Origin of the sequence: Mesorhizobium sp. B2-3-14 (assembly GCF_006442175.1) — a bacterium.
In the GTDB taxonomy this organism is placed as follows: Bacteria; Pseudomonadota; Alphaproteobacteria; order Rhizobiales; family Rhizobiaceae; genus Mesorhizobium; species Mesorhizobium australicum.
This window is the reverse complement of sequence record NZ_VFVP01000004.1, coordinates 103,206-118,781: the sequence shown is the minus strand read 5'-3', so window position 1 is coordinate 118,781 and position 15,576 is coordinate 103,206. Positions and strand designations below refer to the sequence as shown.

Here is a 15,576-nt window from a genome sequence, read left to right as displayed (position 1 = left end):
GTCCTAACAGAGGCGGACCAAATGCTCAACGCTGCTGCCGTGCAAACCAGAGGCTGACGGCGAACAAGGCGACGAAACCAAGCGGGAAATAGAGCCGGATGCCCAGCACCACGAACTGGTAGGACGCCACCGCCATCGTGAAGGCGAGCTGAAAGCCCCAGGTGAGGGTGAATACGGGCGCATGCCATTCGGCATAGTAGGAGCGGTATTGCAGGGCATACAGCAGGGCGGTGAGGCCGATCGTTGCGGCAGCAAGCCCTACGAATATCGCCGCGAAGGCGACCTCCCGGCCCCTTCCGAGCGAAACCAGCCGTGCGGCAAACAGGCCAACCGGAAAGGCCAGGGCGCCGCCGACGGCAAACAGCAGGGACACGGTGCGGATCTTGCCCGGCGTCACCCAATTGTCCAGCAACAGGTTGACGAGTGCGCTGGCGCCCATGGCGGCGGCCCACAGCAGCGCACCGAGAAGCGCTGCACGCAGTGTCGGCATGGCGCCGCGAAGGTGGTGCAGGGCGCGATTGCGCCTGACGGGTTGGACAAGCTCTGTCACAGGCGGCCGGTCACGGCGATCCAGCGAAAGTCCGGCCCTTCGAAGCCATACTGGCGCACCGCGATCAGCACCGCATAAGCGCTGAGGCTGTCCATCGAGAACGTCTGCACCGCGCCGATGCGGTAGCCGTTCGGGCAGCCCCGGCTCTTGGGGATCGCTTTGTCCTCGTGCAGCAATTTGGTGGTGCCGCCATCCCGCGCCTCGATACGCAGCAACCGGAAGCCATTGATCTCGCCCTGGCTGGCGCAACTTTCGGTGTCATTCATGCCGATCTCGTCGAGCCGGAACTCGAGCGGCTGGTCGACAGGGGAAAAGATCGGTCGCGGATTGACCACTATGCGATGTGGATCGGCCGAAAGCTCGGTCACCGGGTTGGAGCCGGCGGTGATGCCGCGGTTGGCACTCAGCTCGGCCTGGCTGACAATGGCCTCGCCCTTTTGCCGGGCCTGAAGGCGGGCAGCGTCGAGCGTTGCCTTCTCGTCGTCGAGCCGGACCCTGACCGGCGTGCCCTTGAGAAAGCTGTCGTTGCTCGTGTCGATGTAATACCGGTTGGCATAGGGAAAGCCCGACCCGTCCTGGATGCCGTACTCCTCGAAGGCGAACACGCCGCCATCCCGGGTGAAGCCCAGGATTTCGAGCTCCGCGACATCGCCGGCCTGGGCAATCGACGCCGCGAACTGCGTGGCCAGGCAAACGGCAAACAGAAAAAGCGTCCGCATTGTCATCGCTCCTTCGGCCTGATCGCTTCAATCCCTAGCACGACGAGATCAAAACGTCGTGCGGACCAAGGCCGATGCATCCAAACCGCTCGTCATTTGTTATTGTCGGCAGTCCCAAGGGAAACCCACCCCAATGGAGAAGCTAACATGACCGACACCAGCAAAATTCGTGAGCACATGGAAGTCGTCGGCGCCGACGGCGTGCATATCGGCACCGTCGACAAGGTCGATGGTCAGCGCATCAAGCTGACCAAGGCCGACAGTGGCGAGGGGGCTCACAAGGGCCATCACCACTATATTTCACTGGCCCTGGTTGCCGAGGTCGATGGCAAGAAGGTGTGGCTGTCCGCGAATTCCGATGTCGCGGTGACGTTCGAGGAAGAAAAATCCGATCCGGTTTGATCGACGGCTTTAGCCAGCCTGGTGACGTGACGACCAGACGGGAAACAGGTCGTTGTCGGCTGGCGTCGCGGCAAACACGCCACGGCTGATGGCGCGCGCCATAGTGGCGCCGGCGGCGGCGTAGAGGTCGATTGCCGCGTCGGCGGTCAGTTCGACCCCGCTCTTGCCGGTGGCCAGCGCGAACACCAGGTCGCCGTCGGCCGGCGTATGGGTCGGCCAGATGGCGCGTACGAAGCCGTCATGCGCCGAAATTGCCAGGCGTTTGGCGGCGGCCTTGGTGAGAACCGCGTCCGTGGCAATGACCGCGATGATCGTGTTGCCGCCGCTGTCCATCTGCCGTCCGTGATCCTTGTCCCGGTATTTCAGCAAAATCCGCTTCGCGTCCTCGGGCATGGGCGAGGGATAACCAAGCCCGCCGAATTCATCGCCGATTTCGAAGGGTGCCGCCCAGAAATGGCGGGTGCGGCCGACGGTCACCGAGCCGGTCGGGTTGACGGCGGCCAGCGCGCCGATGGTGATCCCATTGTCCAGCAGTGTCGAGGCGGAACCCAGGCCACCCTTCAGCCCCGACGTCAGTGCACCGGTTCCGGCGCCCGCCGTGCCAAATTGGAAATCGACAGCGGCAGTCTGCACCGACTCGTAGCCGAGGTCGCGATAGGGGGGATAGCGGCCCCAGTCCTTGTCGCCGCCATTGCGCAGGTCGAAGAGGATCGCCGCCGGCACGATCGGTACGCGGAAGCCGCCAACCTCGAAGCCGATGCCGCGTTCGCGCAGTGCGGCCTGCACGCCGGAGGCAGCATCGAGCCCGAAAGCAGAACCGCCCGACAGCACCACGGCATGGATCGTCTCCACCAAATTGTGCGGTTCCAGCAGATCCGTCTCGCGGGTGCCAGGCGCGCCGCCAAGAATCTGGACTCCCGCGACCGCCGGCTCGTCGCAAAGGACGGTCGTCACGCCGGACTTCAGCCTGGCGTCGGAAGCATTGCCAACGCGCAGGCCCATGACATCGGTGATGAGATTGCGTGGACCGGTGCGGAACATCAGTTGTTTTCCAAGGGCACGAAGCGGGTGCCGTCGAAGCGGAAGACACGGTAGAGGCTCTGGCTGAGGTCGCCCTTGTCGTCGAAGCGGACCGGTCCGATCGCCGTGGTGAAATCATGCCCGGTGAGTGCCTCGGCCAGCGGCCCGCCGGAGCCTGCTGCGTCCGACGATGCGGCCTTGGCGATCTCGACCGCAGCATAAGCCGGCAGGGCGTAGCCGTCCGGCACGATCTTGTGCGCGGAAAAGTTTTCCAGCACTTTGGGATCCGCGACATCGGCCCATTCGGGTGGCGCGATCATCAGCGTGCCGGTCGCGTAAGGCACGTCGCCGGGCGGCGTGCGCAGGTTTTCGCCGCCGGCAAGGACGATGCCCGTCTGGAGCTGGGCGGCATCGCGCCCCATAATGGCGATGTCGTCGCCATCGCCGCCGGCAAAGACATGCGTGGCGCCGGCCTTTTTCAACCGTCCCATCAGGCCGATCTGGTTGTCGAGCTGCGGCCGGAACGTGTCGACGAAGACCGGTTTCAGTGCCGCCTGCTCGGCAGCAGCACGAAATGTTTCCGCCATCTCGCGGCCATAGATAGTGCCGTCGTCAATGATCGCGAACAGCTCGTTCTGCCATAGGCGGGTAAGGGTGGAGGCGACGGCATTGCGCTCGTCGTCGCCTCGCGGGCCGAGGCGATAAACCGGCCAGCCGGTCTTGGCGCGGCGGTCGGTCAGGCTTTCGGTTCGCACACCAACGGTGATGGCGGGAATATTGGCGTCCTTAAGGACAGGCATCGCCGCCTCGATCGCCTCCGTGCAGAGGAAGCCGATCACGACATTGACCTTGGCTGCCACGAATTCCCTGGCCGCCGCGGCGCCGCCGTCGCCGGTGCAAGCGTCATCAACGGTCTTGAGTTGGATGCCGTCCACCTCTGCCGCGAGCCCGGCGCCAGCCTCGATCTGCCTGCCGAGGATGGCCGATGGTCCCGACAGGGGGGCTGCGACGCCAATCGTGAGCGTCTGTGCGCTGGCGGCGCCGGCCATGAACAGCCAGGCCAGCGCTGCGGTTATGGTTGCCCCGGATCGCATGCTGCCGAAGAATTCCTCCAAGCCCGCGACGTCGCGCAGGCGTCAAATTCCCGCCAAGACCTAAAGGCTGCCCGGCCTTGGTGCAACACGCGAATTCGGGATATGGGCCAAGCACTTCGCTTGTGGCATGTGATGTCTGGCCATATATGTCAGGTGAACAATGGCCATGGAATCTTCCAGTGCTGAAGAAGAACGATATTGGACCGCAGGCCTATCGCGACGCGATGAGTCATTTTGCCGGTCATGTCCATGTGGTGACCACCGACGGACCCGCGGGAAAGCGGGGGACGACGGTGATCGCGGCTTGCTCTGTGTCGGATACGCCGCCGACCATCCTGGTCTGCCTCAATCGTGAAAATGCCAAGAATGAGCTGTTCGTGAAGAACGGCAAATTTGCCCTGAACACGCTGGCTTCGCACCAGGAGCCGCTGTCGATTGGATTTTCCGGCATGACTGGCCTGTCGGTCGAAGAGCGCTTCGCGCTCGGCGAATGGGATGTGATTTCCACCGGCGCGCCGACGCTGAAGGGCGCGCTCGCCGTGTTCGACTGCGAACTGATCGACACCAAGGACCTGGCCACCCATCGTGTGCTTTTTGGCAAGGTGACAGGCCTGCGTATGGGCGATAATTTGCGGCCGCTGATCTATCACGCCCGCGGCTACCACGTCCTGGAAAGTGGGGCCGCCGCACCCACGGAGAAGGAATGAGCGACTTGAACCCGCGCCCCGTGCCGCGGACGATCGACGAAACGCTCGATCTCCTGACCGGCGCGGACTATGTCGCGGACCGGTCGCTGGCAACGGTGCTTTTCCTGTCTCTGCGCATGAGACGGCCGCTTTTCCTCGAAGGCGAGGCCGGCGTTGGCAAAACCGAGATCGCCAAGGTGTTGGCCGAGGCGCTTGGCCGCCGGCTGATCCGTCTGCAGTGTTATGAGGGGCTCGACGTCTCCTCGGCCGTTTATGAGTGGAATTACGCCGCGCAGATGATCGAAATCCGCATGGAGGAGGCCGCCGGCAAGGTCGACCGCTCCGCCATGGAGCGTAACGTTTTCTCCGAAAAGTACCTGATCCGCCGGCCGGTGCTCGATGCGCTGACCGGCAAGACGGGCGCAGCCCCGGTTTTCCTGATCGACGAACTCGACCGCACCGACGAAGCCTTCGAAGCCTTCCTGCTCGAAATCCTCTCCGACTTCCAGGTGACTGTGCCTGAACTCGGCACGATCAAGGCGGAAGAGCCGCCGATCGTCATCATCACCACCAACCGCACCCGCGAAATCCACGATGCGCTGAAGCGGCGCTGCCTTTATCACTGGGTGGACTACCCCGATGCCGAGCGCGAACTGGAGATCGTGCGCCGCAAGGTGCCTCGGGCCAACCAGCGGCTTTCGGCCGAAGTGGTGTCCTTCATCCAGAAGCTGCGCCAGATCGAGCTGTTCAAGGTGCCGGGCGTCGCCGAAACCATCGACTGGGCCGGCGCGCTGACCGAACTCGACAAGGTGGCGCTCGATCCGGAGACGGTGTCCGACACGATCGGGGTGCTGCTGAAATACCAGGACGACATTGCCCGCATCGGCGCGGGCGAGGGCCGGCGCATCCTGGATGAGGTCAAGGCCGAGCTCGCGGCGGCGGAGTAGGGTGGTGAAGGCGTCCCGACCCGACCCTGGAGAGGCGACGGCGGACGGCCGGATCGCAGACAACATCGTCTATTTCGCCCGCGCCTTGCGCAAGGCCGGCATGCGGGTCGGGCCCGCTTCGGTCAAGGACGCGATCGAGGCGGTGCTCGTCGCCGGTATCGGCTCGCGTGATGACTTTTACTGGACCCTGCACGCCGTTCTGGTCTCGCGGCATGAGGATCATGCCACCTTCGACGAAGCTTTCCGACTGTTCTGGAAATCGCGCGAATTGATCGAGAAGCTGCTGGCGATGTTTTCGCCGGTGGCGCCTGACGTCAGGCAGAAGCAGAAACCGCGCGCGGCTGAAAATCGCGTCAGCCAGGCGATGTTCGAGGGTCATCAGAAAAACCAGACGCCTCAGGAAATCCCTGAGATCGAGGTCGACGCCCGCTTCACCTTTTCCGGCAACGAGCTGTTGCGGGGCAAGGATTTCGCGCAGATGAACGCAGTCGAGATGGCTGACGCCAGGAAGGCGATCGCGGCGTTGCGGCTGCCTGTCGACATGGTGCGGACCAGACGCTTCAAGGCCGATGCGCATGGCCGCCGCATCGATCCACGTGCCATGATGCGCTCGGCGGCGCGCACCGGCGGTGAATTGATCCTGCCGAAATTCCGCTCGGTCCGCGAAGTTCATCCGCCCCTGGTGGTGCTGGCCGATATTTCCGGTTCGATGAGCCAATACACGCGCATCTTCCTGCATTTCCTGCATGCGCTGACGGAAAAGCGCCGGCGCGTGCACACTTTCGTCTTCGGCACGCGGCTGACCAACCTGACCCGGCAGATGCGCCACCGCGACCCCGATGCCGCCCTTGCCGATTGCTCGGCGGCGGTCAAGGACTGGTCGGGTGGCACGCGCATCGGCGATACGCTAGCCGAGTTCAACCTTGTATGGTCGCGACGTGTGCTGGGACAGGGCGCGGTGGTGCTTCTGATCACCGACGGGCTGGAGTGCGACGATATAGGGGGCTTGGCGGAAGAAATGGAGCGGCTGCACAAATCCTGCCGGCGGCTGATCTGGCTCAATCCGTTGTTGCGCTTCGATGGTTTTCAGGCGCGCGCCCGCGGCGTCAAGGCGATGCTGCCGCATGTCGACGAATTCCGCTCGGTGCACAATCTCGACGCGCTCGCCGATCTCTGCGCCTCGCTGGACAAGAAATCGGTCCTTTCCGTCGATCCACGGCGGTGGATGGAAGCTGGCGCAAGGCGCGCCGCATAGCCATATATTTCCGGCTTTTGGAAAAAACAGACCCTGAGAGAAGCAACGATGAGTGACAGTCTTTATCTCGATGAGGCCCGCGACCCGCTGATCATCGCGGAAGCCTGGATGAAGGACGGCAAGGATGTCGCGGTCGCGACCGTTGTCGAGACCTGGGGTTCGGCGCCGCGCCCGGTCGGCAGCCACCTTGTCATCGATGCCGATGGCAATTTCCACGGCTCTGTTTCGGGCGGTTGCGTCGAGGGCGCTGTCGTGACCGAGGCGGCCGACGTCATCGGCTCCGGCAAAGCCAGGATGCTGGAGTTCGGTGTTGCCGATGAGACCGCCTGGCAAGTCGGCCTGTCCTGCGGCGGCCGCATCAAGGTTTATGTTGAGCGATTGGGCTGACCTCCGATGGATCCTTATGCGCTGAAGACGCTCAATGCCGAGCGGCGCGCCCGCCGCGCGGCGATCCTCGTCACTGATCTGGGTGATGGTCGCGACCGTATCGTGCGGGAGGGCGATCATGTCGCCGGCGATCTCGGAGCGGCGATCGCCAAGGCGTTTCGATCCGGCAATTCGGGGTCCGTCGAGGCGGAAGGGCGGACCTTCTTCCTCAATGCGCATCTGCCGCGGCCGCGTCTCGTGGTGATCGGCGCCGTGCATATCAGTCAGGCGCTCGCGCCGATGGCCCGGATCGCAGGCTATCCCTTGGAGATCATCGATCCGCGCACCGCCTTTGCCACATCGGACCGCTTTCCCGATGTCGCCTTGCATGCCGACTGGCCGCAGGACGTGCTGGAACGCCAGCCGCTCGACGCTTACACCGGGCTCGCCGCCGTCACCCATGACCCCAAGATCGACGATTTCGCGTTGAAGGCGGCACTCGACGCCAACTGCTTCTATGTCGGGGCGCTCGGCAGCCGAAAGACGCATGCCAGGCGCGTCGAGCGCCTGCTGGCGTTGGGCGCGAGTGCGGACCAGATCGCGCGTATCCACGCGCCGATCGGGCTGGACATCGGGGCGGCAAGCCCCGCCGAAATCGCCGTCGCCATTCTCGCGCAGACCATTCTTGCCTTCCGCTCACGCGGCCTCGATGCGAAGGGCGCGGCGGCGTGAAATTCGGTCCGATCCCGATCGACGCGGCCGAAGGGGCGGTGCTGGCGCATGCGACCGCGGCCGGCGAAAAGCGATTTCGCAAGGCGCACAGGCTGAGCGCCGAAGATGTCTCCACGCTCAAGGGGGCAGGTGTTTCGCAGGTCGTTGCGGCCGTGCTGGCGCCGGACGATCTCGGCGAGGACGCCGCGGCGCAAAAAATTGCCGAAAGCATGACCTTAGGCGGCATCGAGGCGAAGCCCGCCGCTACCGGCCGGGTCAATCTCCACGCCAAGGCGGCTGGCATCTTCACCGTCAATGCCGCTGTCATCGATGCCATCAATGCGGTCGATCCTGCCATCACCATCGCGACGCTGGCCCAGCACGCGTCGGTCGAAAAGGGCCAGATGGTCGCGACGGTGAAGATCATCCCCTTCGCGGTCTCTTCCTCGTTGGTGGCTGCCGTGACGGAAATCTGCGCCAGCGGCGAAATTTTTGCCGTCAACGCCTATCGGCCGATGCGTGTCGGCGTCATCCAGACGGTGCTGCCGGGCACCAAGCCAACCGTGCTCGACAAGACGCTGCGCGTCACCGAAGCCCGGCTGGCGCGCTCCGGCGGCTGGCTGACGGCGGAGCGCCGTACGCCGCATGAGATCGCCCCTGTCGCCGAGGCCGCCATCGCGCTTGCGCGCGACAACGACATGGTGGTGATCTTCGGGGCTTCCGCCATGAGCGATTTCGCCGACGTCGTTCCGGCGGCGATCGAGGGGGCGGGCGGTACCATCATCCGCGCGGGCATGCCGGTCGATCCCGGCAATCTGCTGGTGCTCGGCACACTCGGCGGCAAGCGTATCATCGGCGCGCCTGGCTGCGCCCGCAGCCCCAAGGAGAACGGCTTCGACTGGGTGCTCGACCGATTGATTGCCGGCCTGGACGTCACCGCGCGCGACATCGCCGGCATGGGCGTCGGCGGCCTGCTGATGGAGATACCGACGCGGCCGCAGCCGCGCGAGCCGCTGCCGGCCAAAAGTCGGCTCAAGGTCGGGATCGTGCTTCTGGCGGCGGGCCGGTCGAGCCGCATGGGCGGGCCGAACAAGCTGATGGCGCTGTTCGACGGCCAGCCGCTGGTGCGCCGCACCGCCGAACGCGCGCTCGCCTCGAAGGCTTCGGGCACGATCGTCGTCACCGGTCATCAGCGCGAGCGGGTGCGCGCGGCATTGTCGGGCCTCGACGTCACCTTCGCCGACAATCCCGATTTTGCCGATGGTCTGTCGACCTCGCTTAAGGCCGGCACTGCCTATCTGCCCGAAGACGCCGCTGGTGCGATGATCGTTCTGGGAGACATGCCGGGTGTCGCATCCGACGACCTCGACAGGCTTATCGATGCCTTCCGCAGGGCCGGCGGCAACTCGGTGGTCCGTGCCACGCACCAAGGCAAACGCGGCAACCCGGTGCTTTTGCCGCGCTCGTTATTCGCGGCAATCGCCCATCTCGAAGGCGACACCGGCGCTCGCCATCTGGTCGAGGCCGAAGGGCTCGATGTCATCGATGTCGAGATCGGGGAGGGCGCGTCCGTCGATGTCGACACCCGAGAGGCACTGGAAGGCGCGGGCGGCGTGCTGCAGGATTGACAAACGGAGGCGGCATTAGCATGCCTGCGGTATGGCTATTCGTACCGTCGCGTGCCGCGCTTTCGTCACGGCAATGCTTTTCTTGTTTTCCTCGGCCGCCAGTGCCGACACATTGTCCCTGAAACCCTTCAAGGACGATCTCTTCGCCTATCCGGCGACGCTGTCATCCGACAGCAACGGCGCCTACACGGTCCTCGACTACCGCGAGATGCGCGACATCAACCAGCGCGACGAGGTGCCGGAAAAACGCGTGCATGCCCAGTACACCGACACCGGCGTGCGCAAGGTGCAGCAGGATCTGATGCTGAAGACCGATGCGGGCGATGTCAGGCATGTCGCCGTCGGCAAGACGAAAGGAGCCGCCATCATCGTGCTTTACCTGCACGGGCAGGGCGGCAGCCGCAAGCAAGGCGTCGACGACTTCACCTTCGGCGGCAATTTCAACCGGCTCAAGAACCTGATGGCCGGCAATGGCGGGCTCTATATTTCTCCGGATTTTCCTGATTTCGGCGACAAGGGCGCAGCACTGGTCGCCGCCCTGATCGACCATTATGCCGAACAGTCTCCGGGCGCGAAAATCTTCGTCGCCTGCGGCTCGATGGGCGGCGCGCTGTGCTGGAAACTTGCCGCACGCAAGGATACTGGTGGCCGCGTGAATGGACTGCTGCTGCTCGGATCGCTGTGGGACGAGGGCTTTCTTGCAAGTCCCGCCTTCAAGCGTCGCGTGCCAGTGTTCTTCGGCCAGGGCAGCCACGATGTGGTCTTTCCCGTGGCCAACCAGGAAGCGTTCTTCCGCTCCATCCTTGCCAAATCAAAAAACTATCCGACCCGCTTCGTGCGCTTCGAGACCGGCACGCACGGCACGCCGATCCGCATGGTAGACTGGCGCGGCACGCTCGACTGGATGCTGTCGAAGGCACCATAAGCCTGATGCGCTAGAGGGTCTAAGGCGCGGTGTTGTAGTCGACGACCGTCTGCGGGTTCTCCTCGCCGTCATAGGACGCGTCGACGTCATACTGGACCAGCGAGAAATCGCCGTTGCGGAACAGATATGTCCCGGCATCCGAAGCATCGCCGACGCCGCGCCATTTGTTAAACGTGGTGATGGTGTGAGCATTCTGGTCATAGTCGGAATTGACCGCCCACCCTGTGGTCCGGAAGCCGATCACCGTTACACTCAACAGCTTGCCGTCGCTGTCGTTGTTCTCGTAGCGTATATCGGTCTCCGGCTCGGCGAACTGCAATTGCCTGACACCGTCCACCTCGTCGGTCATGTAATAGACCGAGCTTTCATTGTAGGCGGCGGCCGAGCAGGAGAAGTGGAACAGCCGGGTCTCCTTGTCAGGATCGTTCGGCTGAGCATTCCTGTCCTTGTATTTGATCGAAAAGACCTCTGGCTCATTGGCCAGGCGGTCCTTGTCGCATTGGTCGCCATAGGTCGCCAGGAAGGCCTTCTTGGCCTGTTCCAGTGCGGTGTCCTTTTTCGGCGGCGGCGGGCCGTCGCCGCAGCTTGGCGGCAACGCCTCGTCGAAGTCGGCGGTGGAGGGCTTCAGCGCTCCCTTGTCGATGAAGATAGGCTGGAACGGCGGCGCCTGGATCTGGGCGTTGACCTGGCGCAGCGTATAGCAGCCGGCGAAAACCTTCGCCTCGCCCTTCTTGTCGGTTGCCTGGATAGCGACCGGGACGTTGTAATAGATGCTGCCCGCCGCGCCCTCGTCCGAAATCGGACCGGTCTTGACCTCCACCTTATCGGTGCCGTCATAGCCTTTGACGAATGTGTCGAAATCCTTTGCCGGCTTTGTATCACCGAAGTAGCCCCAGGCGCGGGCGAATTCATGCCGGTTGATGGCGCTGTAGAGTGAATGCACGACCGCATCCGCGCTCGACCGATCATCGACGTAAGGCGCTTCGGGCGTATCGACTGCGGCCAATGCCGCGTGGCCTGTCGTGGCAAGGGAGAGAAGGGCAGTCGCTGCGAAAAGGGCGCGTCTCATCGGGAATCTCCGCTCGATAACGAAGATTCTACCACGGCGATTGCGGCGACGTGGTGACGCCATGCGCCCGCCGCTTGAAGAATCGCGCCTGAGAGCGCTACGTCCTCGCGCCGGCGTTCCTGCCGGACAGGAGATCCGACGTGACGATATCGATGTATGAGGCATCCGTGCCCGTGTTTTCAGCCAGGCTGAAAGCACTTTCCAGTGTGCTGGCTGCAGCCGAACAGAATGCGCTTGACCGCAAGATCGACCCGCAGGTGTTTTTGACGGCGCGGCTGGCGCCCGACATGTTCGCACTTGCCAGGCAGGTGCAGATCGCAACCGACCATGCCAAGGGCGCGCCTTCACGGCTGGCCGGCCGCGAAGTGCCTAAATATGAGGACAATGAAGCAAGCTTCGCCGATCTCGAAGCGAGGCTCGCCAAGACGGTCGCCTACCTGGCGACTTTTTCCGCAGCCGATATCGACGGGTCGGATGACCGGATGATCGAACTGAAGCTGGGGGGCCGGGAAACGACGCTGAGCGGCACGCAATATCTGCTGCATGTGGCCATGCCCAATTTCTATTTCCACCTGACCACCGCCTACGACATCCTGCGCCACAATGGCGTGCCGTTGGGCAAGGCGACATTCCTCGGATCGCATTGAGAAATCAGACTTTGGGATGTCCCGGGTCGATCCGGGACATCTCGCACCTGCTTAGCGGATGGGCATTTCGCGGGCGATGCGCGGGAAATCGGCGGGCTTGATGCCGATGTCGGCGCGCTCGGCATTGCTCATCGAATAAAGGAGCGCCAGCGCCGCGCGATATCTCAGATGTTCCTGCGGGCGCGGCCGGGCGAACATTTCCGTGAAGAAACCCATGATTCAGGCTCCTGGTTGGTCCTCCACATCAGGCAATATAGATGAATCGTGAAGATTGTGCAGTGCAGCATATGCATGCCTGCCATGTCCGGATGGTTTTTGAATTTTTTTGCAGCAAGGTGAAACTCTTGCGCCGCGCCCAACGTAGGCTTCGAAGCTGGTACATGACCAGTTTTCCTCGCCGCTCCTGGCGAATTTCCGGACTGCATGAACATGCGGTCCGGCTTTTGCCTGGGCATGCGGCAACGATCCCCTGAAGGGAAATTAGTTAAGACCGGCGGCATTTATTTTTAACGAGCTGGTTCTATGGTCTGAAACTCGACTGTCGGGCATGGGGGAGGCTGATATCGCTACCGGCGCCAAGCGGGATTTTGCGTCACTGCTCGACGACCTCTTCGTTGCCACCGAAAAGGGCAACGGCAGTGAGGGCGTAGAGACCGGCGCGCGCCCATCCATCCCGTTCGACTATCTCTCGGTCGCCGATGAACTCCATTCCGGCCGCATCAAGGTATCCGCTGCGGAATATCGCGAGGCCGGCGCTGATCTGGCCAGCGAATTTGCCGCCGTGCTTGAACAGGCAAGGCTGGCGCTGGCTGGCGAAGAGCCGAAGCCGGAAGAAACATTGCCGCCAATCGATCCTGAATCGATTGCGGTCGAACTGGGTCTGGAGCAGTTTAAGAGCGCCGCCGACTTCGGCCGCATGCGCCGCAGCTTTGCTTTCGCCAACCATCCCGATCGCGTCGCCCCGCATTTGCGCCAGCGCGCCATGATCCGCATGCAGGTGGCCAACATGCTGATCGACGAGGCCAAGCGCCGCGCCGTGGCCGCCGCACGACGCTAACCCCGCTCTGCTCACGCAAAAGTCGGCCTGGCAAGGCTTGGAGAGCGCTTCCGCTTTTCCTATAAGATGCGAACTCCTCCCCGCGCAGCCGCGCATACATGCCCTCCGGAGCAGAATTCCATGCACAAACGCCGTCTCGGTCGGACCGATCTTCTTGTTACCCAGATCTGCCTTGGTTCGATGACCTGGGGCCAGCAGAACACCGAGGCCGAGGGCCATGCCCAGATGGACCTGGCCTTCTCGCGCGGCGTCAATTTCATCGACACCGCCGAACTCTATCCGATCCCGCCCAAGGCGGAGACGCAAGGACGGACGGAGAAGATCATTGGCAGTTGGATGAAGGCCAAGGGCAACCGCGACAAGGTGATCCTGGCCTCCAAGGTCGTCGGCCGCACGGCCAACAGCTGGTTTCGCGGAGACCGGCCCTCGCAATTGGTGCGGGCCGATATCTTCGATGCCATCGACAAGTCGTTGGCCAAGCTTGGCACTGATTATCTCGATCTTTATCAAATCCATTGGCCGGAACGGGACATCCCCTGGGGCGCCAACCCGACGCGCGTCGGCGCCGTGGCGCGGCGTGCCGATTCTGTCGGCGCACCGGTCGGTGAAACGCCGATCGCCGAGACGCTCGCGGTGTTCGATGACCTGGTGAAGGCAGGAAAAATCCGCCATTTCGGCCTGTCCAACGAGAGTTCCTGGGGCGTGATGCGCTTCCTTGCAGAGGCCGACAAAGGGATCGGTCCTCGCGTCGCCTCGATCCAGAATGCCTACAACCTCGTCAACCGCACTTTTGAGGTGAACCTCGCCGAGGTCTGCGAGCGCGAAGGGGTGTCGCTGCTTGCCTATTCGCCGTTGGCCCAGGGTTATCTGACCGGCAAATACGATCATGGCGCCCGCCCGCAGGGCTCGCGCTCGCAGCTGTTCAACCGCGGCCAGCGTTACGAGACGCCCAATGCCGCCGAAGCGCAGCTCGAATACAATGAGCTGGCGCGCTCTTTCGGCCTGGAGCCGGCGCTGTTTGCCAATGCCTATGTCTCGAGCCGGTCCTTCGTGACCTCCAACATCATCGGTGCGACAACCATTTCCCAACTGGAGATGGCGCTGTCTTCGGTGGATGTCGTCTGGACTGAAGAAATGCAGAAGGCGGTGGATGCCGTTCACCAGAGGGTCGGCAATCCCTGCCCGTGACCGAGCCCGGAATTGTCGTGTAGCAGCAAAGGGATGGAGACGATGGTGGATTTTTCGATCGAGGCCGTGCGTGGAAAATTCCCCGCTCTCTCACTGACAGACAACGGACGCCGGCGCATCTATCTCGACAATCCTGCCGGCACGCAGGTGCCGCAGGCCGTGGCCGACGCGGTGTCGCGCTGCCTGCTTACGACCAACGCCAATCTGGGCGGTTATTTTGAAACGACGATCGCGGCGCAGCAGGTCGTTGACGAGGCGCACCTGGCGATGGCCGACTTCCTCGGCGCGGCGAGCCGGCACGAGATTGTCATCGGCGCCAACATGACGACGTTGACCTATCATATGTCACGTACGCTCGGCCGCACGATGAAATCAGGCGACGAGATCATCCTCACCCGCATGGATCATGAGGGCAATGTGTCGCCCTGGCTGCAACTGGCCGAGGACCTCGGCCTCGTCGTGCGCTGGCTGCCGTTCGACGAAAAGACCTGGCAGGTCGAGGAGGCGACGCTCGCCGGTCTGCTGTCCACGAAGACAAGGCTGCTGGCGTTGAACTACGCCAGCAATCTCACCGGCTCGATCAACCGGGTCAGGTCCTTGACCCAACTTGCAAAACAGGCCGGCGCGCTGGTTTATGTCGATGCGGTGCAATTCGCACCGCATGGGCTGATCGATGTGCAGGAGCTCGGCTGCGATTTCCTGATCTGCTCGGCCTATAAATTCTTCGGTCCGCATATGGGTATCTTGTGGGGCCGGCGCGACGTCATCGACGGTCTGCAAGCCTATAAGTGCCGTTGCTCCTCGAACGGCTTGCCCGAGCGGTTCGAACTCGGCACGCCGCAGATCGAACTGATGGCCGGCTTGACCGCCGCGGTCGACTATTTCGCCGAGCTCGGCGCGGCGGCAGGTGAGGGTGGTTCAAGAAGGCAGAAGATCGCCAAGGCGTTCCAGGTCTCCATTGCCCATGAAAACCCGCTGGCGCAAAGGCTGATCGATGGCTTGTCCGACATTTCCGGGCTGACGGTCCGAGGCATCACCGACCCGAAACGGCTCGGCGATCGTGTGCCGACCGTCTCCTTCACCGTCGATGGCATTGTCCCCGAAACGATCGTGCGGCAGATGAACGCCGAGAACATCTTCGTGTGGTCGGGCCACAACTATGCCTGGGAGATCGTCCATCAGCTCGGCATTCCGGCCGAGCAAGGCGTCGTGCGCATCGGCATCGCCCACTACAACACCGCGTCCGAAATCGACGAGACGCTGGAGAGCGTGCACCGGGTGATTGCCATGCTCAGGCAGCAACGCTCCTGAC

18 protein-coding genes are annotated in these 15,576 nt (G+C 63.2%); 12 read left to right on the top strand and 6 right to left on the bottom strand.

Annotation, left to right across the window (positions count from 1 at the left end; genetic code table 11):
* Nucleotides 1-25: 25 nt before the first annotated feature.
* Together FJ950_RS12310 and FJ950_RS12305 are read right to left on the bottom strand one after the other, a co-directional pair.
* Nucleotides 26-490: a hypothetical protein gene (locus FJ950_RS12310; RefSeq protein WP_015318128.1), complete on the bottom strand. Its 465-nt coding sequence runs from the start codon at nucleotides 488-490 to the stop codon at nucleotides 26-28.
* Nucleotides 491-546: 56 nt separating this feature from the next.
* Nucleotides 547-1,269, bottom strand: coding sequence for a DUF2259 domain-containing protein (locus FJ950_RS12305; protein WP_015318127.1), 723 nt, complete (start codon nucleotides 1,267-1,269; stop codon nucleotides 547-549).
* A gap of 147 nt (nucleotides 1,270-1,416) precedes the next feature.
* Here FJ950_RS12305 and FJ950_RS12300 point away from each other — a divergent pair, with 147 nt between their 5' ends.
* Entirely contained in the window at nucleotides 1,417-1,671 is a 255-nt protein-coding gene (locus FJ950_RS12300) for a DUF2171 domain-containing protein (RefSeq protein ID WP_023773164.1), read from the top strand.
* Between the two features lie 9 nt (nucleotides 1,672-1,680).
* Here FJ950_RS12300 and FJ950_RS12295 read toward each other — a convergent pair whose 3' ends face one another.
* Nucleotides 1,681-2,712 carry a P1 family peptidase gene (locus FJ950_RS12295; RefSeq protein ID WP_140616985.1) on the bottom strand — a complete coding sequence of 344 codons (1,032 nt, stop codon included), beginning with the start codon at nucleotides 2,710-2,712 and terminating at the stop codon, nucleotides 1,681-1,683.
* Nucleotides 2,712-3,785 carry an ABC transporter substrate-binding protein gene (locus tag FJ950_RS12290; RefSeq protein WP_140616984.1) on the bottom strand — a complete coding sequence of 358 codons (1,074 nt, stop codon included), beginning with the start codon at nucleotides 3,783-3,785 and terminating at the stop codon, nucleotides 2,712-2,714. Before FJ950_RS12290 ends, FJ950_RS12295 begins: the two co-directional genes overlap by 1 nt.
* A gap of 179 nt (nucleotides 3,786-3,964) precedes the next feature.
* On the opposite strand from FJ950_RS12290, the gene FJ950_RS12285 reads away from it, so the two are divergent.
* Genes FJ950_RS12285 through FJ950_RS12255 form a run of 7 tightly spaced genes read left to right on the top strand, consistent with a single transcriptional unit; the run spans nucleotide 3,965 to nucleotide 10,303 of the window.
* Nucleotides 3,965-4,492, top strand: coding sequence for a flavin reductase (locus FJ950_RS12285; protein ID WP_140616983.1), 528 nt, complete (start codon nucleotides 3,965-3,967; stop codon nucleotides 4,490-4,492).
* Nucleotides 4,489-5,418: a MoxR family ATPase gene (locus FJ950_RS12280; protein WP_140616982.1), complete on the top strand. Its 930-nt coding sequence runs from the start codon at nucleotides 4,489-4,491 to the stop codon at nucleotides 5,416-5,418. Before FJ950_RS12285 ends, FJ950_RS12280 begins: the two co-directional genes overlap by 4 nt.
* 4 nt (nucleotides 5,419-5,422) lie before the next feature.
* Entirely contained in the window at nucleotides 5,423-6,673 is a 1,251-nt protein-coding gene (locus FJ950_RS12275) for a VWA domain-containing protein (protein WP_181171189.1), read from the top strand.
* A 48-nt stretch (nucleotides 6,674-6,721) separates the two neighbouring features.
* The gene (locus FJ950_RS12270; RefSeq protein ID WP_140616980.1) at nucleotides 6,722-7,060 is read left to right on the top strand and encodes an XdhC family protein; all 339 of its coding nucleotides are present in this window, start codon (nucleotides 6,722-6,724) and stop codon (nucleotides 7,058-7,060) included.
* A gap of 6 nt (nucleotides 7,061-7,066) precedes the next feature.
* On the top strand, nucleotides 7,067-7,771 hold the full coding sequence (locus FJ950_RS12265) for an XdhC family protein (protein ID WP_140616979.1): 705 nt from the start codon (nucleotides 7,067-7,069) through the stop codon (nucleotides 7,769-7,771).
* Nucleotides 7,768-9,378 carry a molybdopterin-binding/glycosyltransferase family 2 protein gene (locus FJ950_RS12260; RefSeq protein ID WP_140616978.1) on the top strand — a complete coding sequence of 537 codons (1,611 nt, stop codon included), beginning with the start codon at nucleotides 7,768-7,770 and terminating at the stop codon, nucleotides 9,376-9,378. Before FJ950_RS12265 ends, FJ950_RS12260 begins: the two co-directional genes overlap by 4 nt.
* Before the next feature lie 31 nt (nucleotides 9,379-9,409).
* Nucleotides 9,410-10,303, top strand: a complete 894-nt coding sequence (locus FJ950_RS12255) for an alpha/beta fold hydrolase (protein WP_181166377.1) — start codon at nucleotides 9,410-9,412, stop codon at nucleotides 10,301-10,303.
* A gap of 19 nt (nucleotides 10,304-10,322) precedes the next feature.
* On the opposite strand, the gene FJ950_RS12250 is transcribed toward FJ950_RS12255, so the two are convergent.
* Complete coding sequence (locus FJ950_RS12250; RefSeq protein WP_140616977.1) at nucleotides 10,323-11,372, bottom strand: DUF1176 domain-containing protein; 1,050 nt, start codon at nucleotides 11,370-11,372, stop codon at nucleotides 10,323-10,325.
* Between the two features lie 140 nt (nucleotides 11,373-11,512).
* Between FJ950_RS12250 and FJ950_RS12245 the strand changes: the two genes are divergently transcribed.
* Nucleotides 11,513-12,019, top strand: a complete 507-nt coding sequence (locus FJ950_RS12245; protein WP_140616976.1) for a DUF1993 family protein — start codon at nucleotides 11,513-11,515, stop codon at nucleotides 12,017-12,019.
* A gap of 51 nt (nucleotides 12,020-12,070) precedes the next feature.
* Here the strand turns inward: FJ950_RS12245 and FJ950_RS12240 are convergent, their stop codons facing one another.
* Nucleotides 12,071-12,235, bottom strand: coding sequence for a hypothetical protein (locus tag FJ950_RS12240; protein WP_140616975.1), 165 nt, complete (start codon nucleotides 12,233-12,235; stop codon nucleotides 12,071-12,073).
* A gap of 331 nt (nucleotides 12,236-12,566) precedes the next feature.
* Here FJ950_RS12240 and FJ950_RS12235 point away from each other — a divergent pair, with 331 nt between their 5' ends.
* From FJ950_RS12235 to FJ950_RS12225, 3 genes are all read left to right on the top strand, one after another.
* The gene (locus tag FJ950_RS12235) at nucleotides 12,567-13,076 is read left to right on the top strand and encodes a hypothetical protein (protein ID WP_181171187.1); all 510 of its coding nucleotides are present in this window, start codon (nucleotides 12,567-12,569) and stop codon (nucleotides 13,074-13,076) included.
* A 120-nt stretch (nucleotides 13,077-13,196) separates the two neighbouring features.
* Complete coding sequence (locus FJ950_RS12230; protein ID WP_140616974.1) at nucleotides 13,197-14,264, top strand: aldo/keto reductase; 1,068 nt, start codon at nucleotides 13,197-13,199, stop codon at nucleotides 14,262-14,264.
* A 42-nt stretch (nucleotides 14,265-14,306) separates the two neighbouring features.
* Complete coding sequence (locus tag FJ950_RS12225) at nucleotides 14,307-15,575, top strand: cysteine desulfurase-like protein (RefSeq protein ID WP_181171185.1); 1,269 nt, start codon at nucleotides 14,307-14,309, stop codon at nucleotides 15,573-15,575.
* Nucleotide 15,576 lies beyond the last annotated feature (1 nt).

Coding starts and splice junctions, on each gene's coding strand:
- FJ950_RS12265 (WP_140616979.1), top strand. CDS start 7,067: ATGGATCCTTATGCGCTGAAGACGCTCAATGCCGAGCGGCGCGCCCGC.
- FJ950_RS12290 (WP_140616984.1), bottom strand. CDS start 3,785: ATGCGATCCGGGGCAACCATAACCGCAGCGCTGGCCTGGCTGTTCATG.
- FJ950_RS12295 (WP_140616985.1), bottom strand. CDS start 2,712: ATGTTCCGCACCGGTCCACGCAATCTCATCACCGATGTCATGGGCCTG.
- FJ950_RS12255 (WP_181166377.1), top strand. CDS start 9,410: ATGGCTATTCGTACCGTCGCGTGCCGCGCTTTCGTCACGGCAATGCTT.
- FJ950_RS12270 (WP_140616980.1), top strand. CDS start 6,722: ATGAGTGACAGTCTTTATCTCGATGAGGCCCGCGACCCGCTGATCATC.
- FJ950_RS12305 (WP_015318127.1), bottom strand. CDS start 1,269: ATGCGGACGCTTTTTCTGTTTGCCGTTTGCCTGGCCACGCAGTTCGCG.
- FJ950_RS12235 (WP_181171187.1), top strand. CDS start 12,567: ATGGGGGAGGCTGATATCGCTACCGGCGCCAAGCGGGATTTTGCGTCA.
- FJ950_RS12280 (WP_140616982.1), top strand. CDS start 4,489: ATGAGCGACTTGAACCCGCGCCCCGTGCCGCGGACGATCGACGAAACG.
- FJ950_RS12250 (WP_140616977.1), bottom strand. CDS start 11,372: ATGAGACGCGCCCTTTTCGCAGCGACTGCCCTTCTCTCCCTTGCCACG.
- FJ950_RS12225 (WP_181171185.1), top strand. CDS start 14,307: ATGGTGGATTTTTCGATCGAGGCCGTGCGTGGAAAATTCCCCGCTCTC.
- FJ950_RS12240 (WP_140616975.1), bottom strand. CDS start 12,235: ATGGGTTTCTTCACGGAAATGTTCGCCCGGCCGCGCCCGCAGGAACAT.
- FJ950_RS12310 (WP_015318128.1), bottom strand. CDS start 490: ATGCCGACACTGCGTGCAGCGCTTCTCGGTGCGCTGCTGTGGGCCGCC.
- FJ950_RS12300 (WP_023773164.1), top strand. CDS start 1,417: ATGACCGACACCAGCAAAATTCGTGAGCACATGGAAGTCGTCGGCGCC.
- FJ950_RS12230 (WP_140616974.1), top strand. CDS start 13,197: ATGCACAAACGCCGTCTCGGTCGGACCGATCTTCTTGTTACCCAGATC.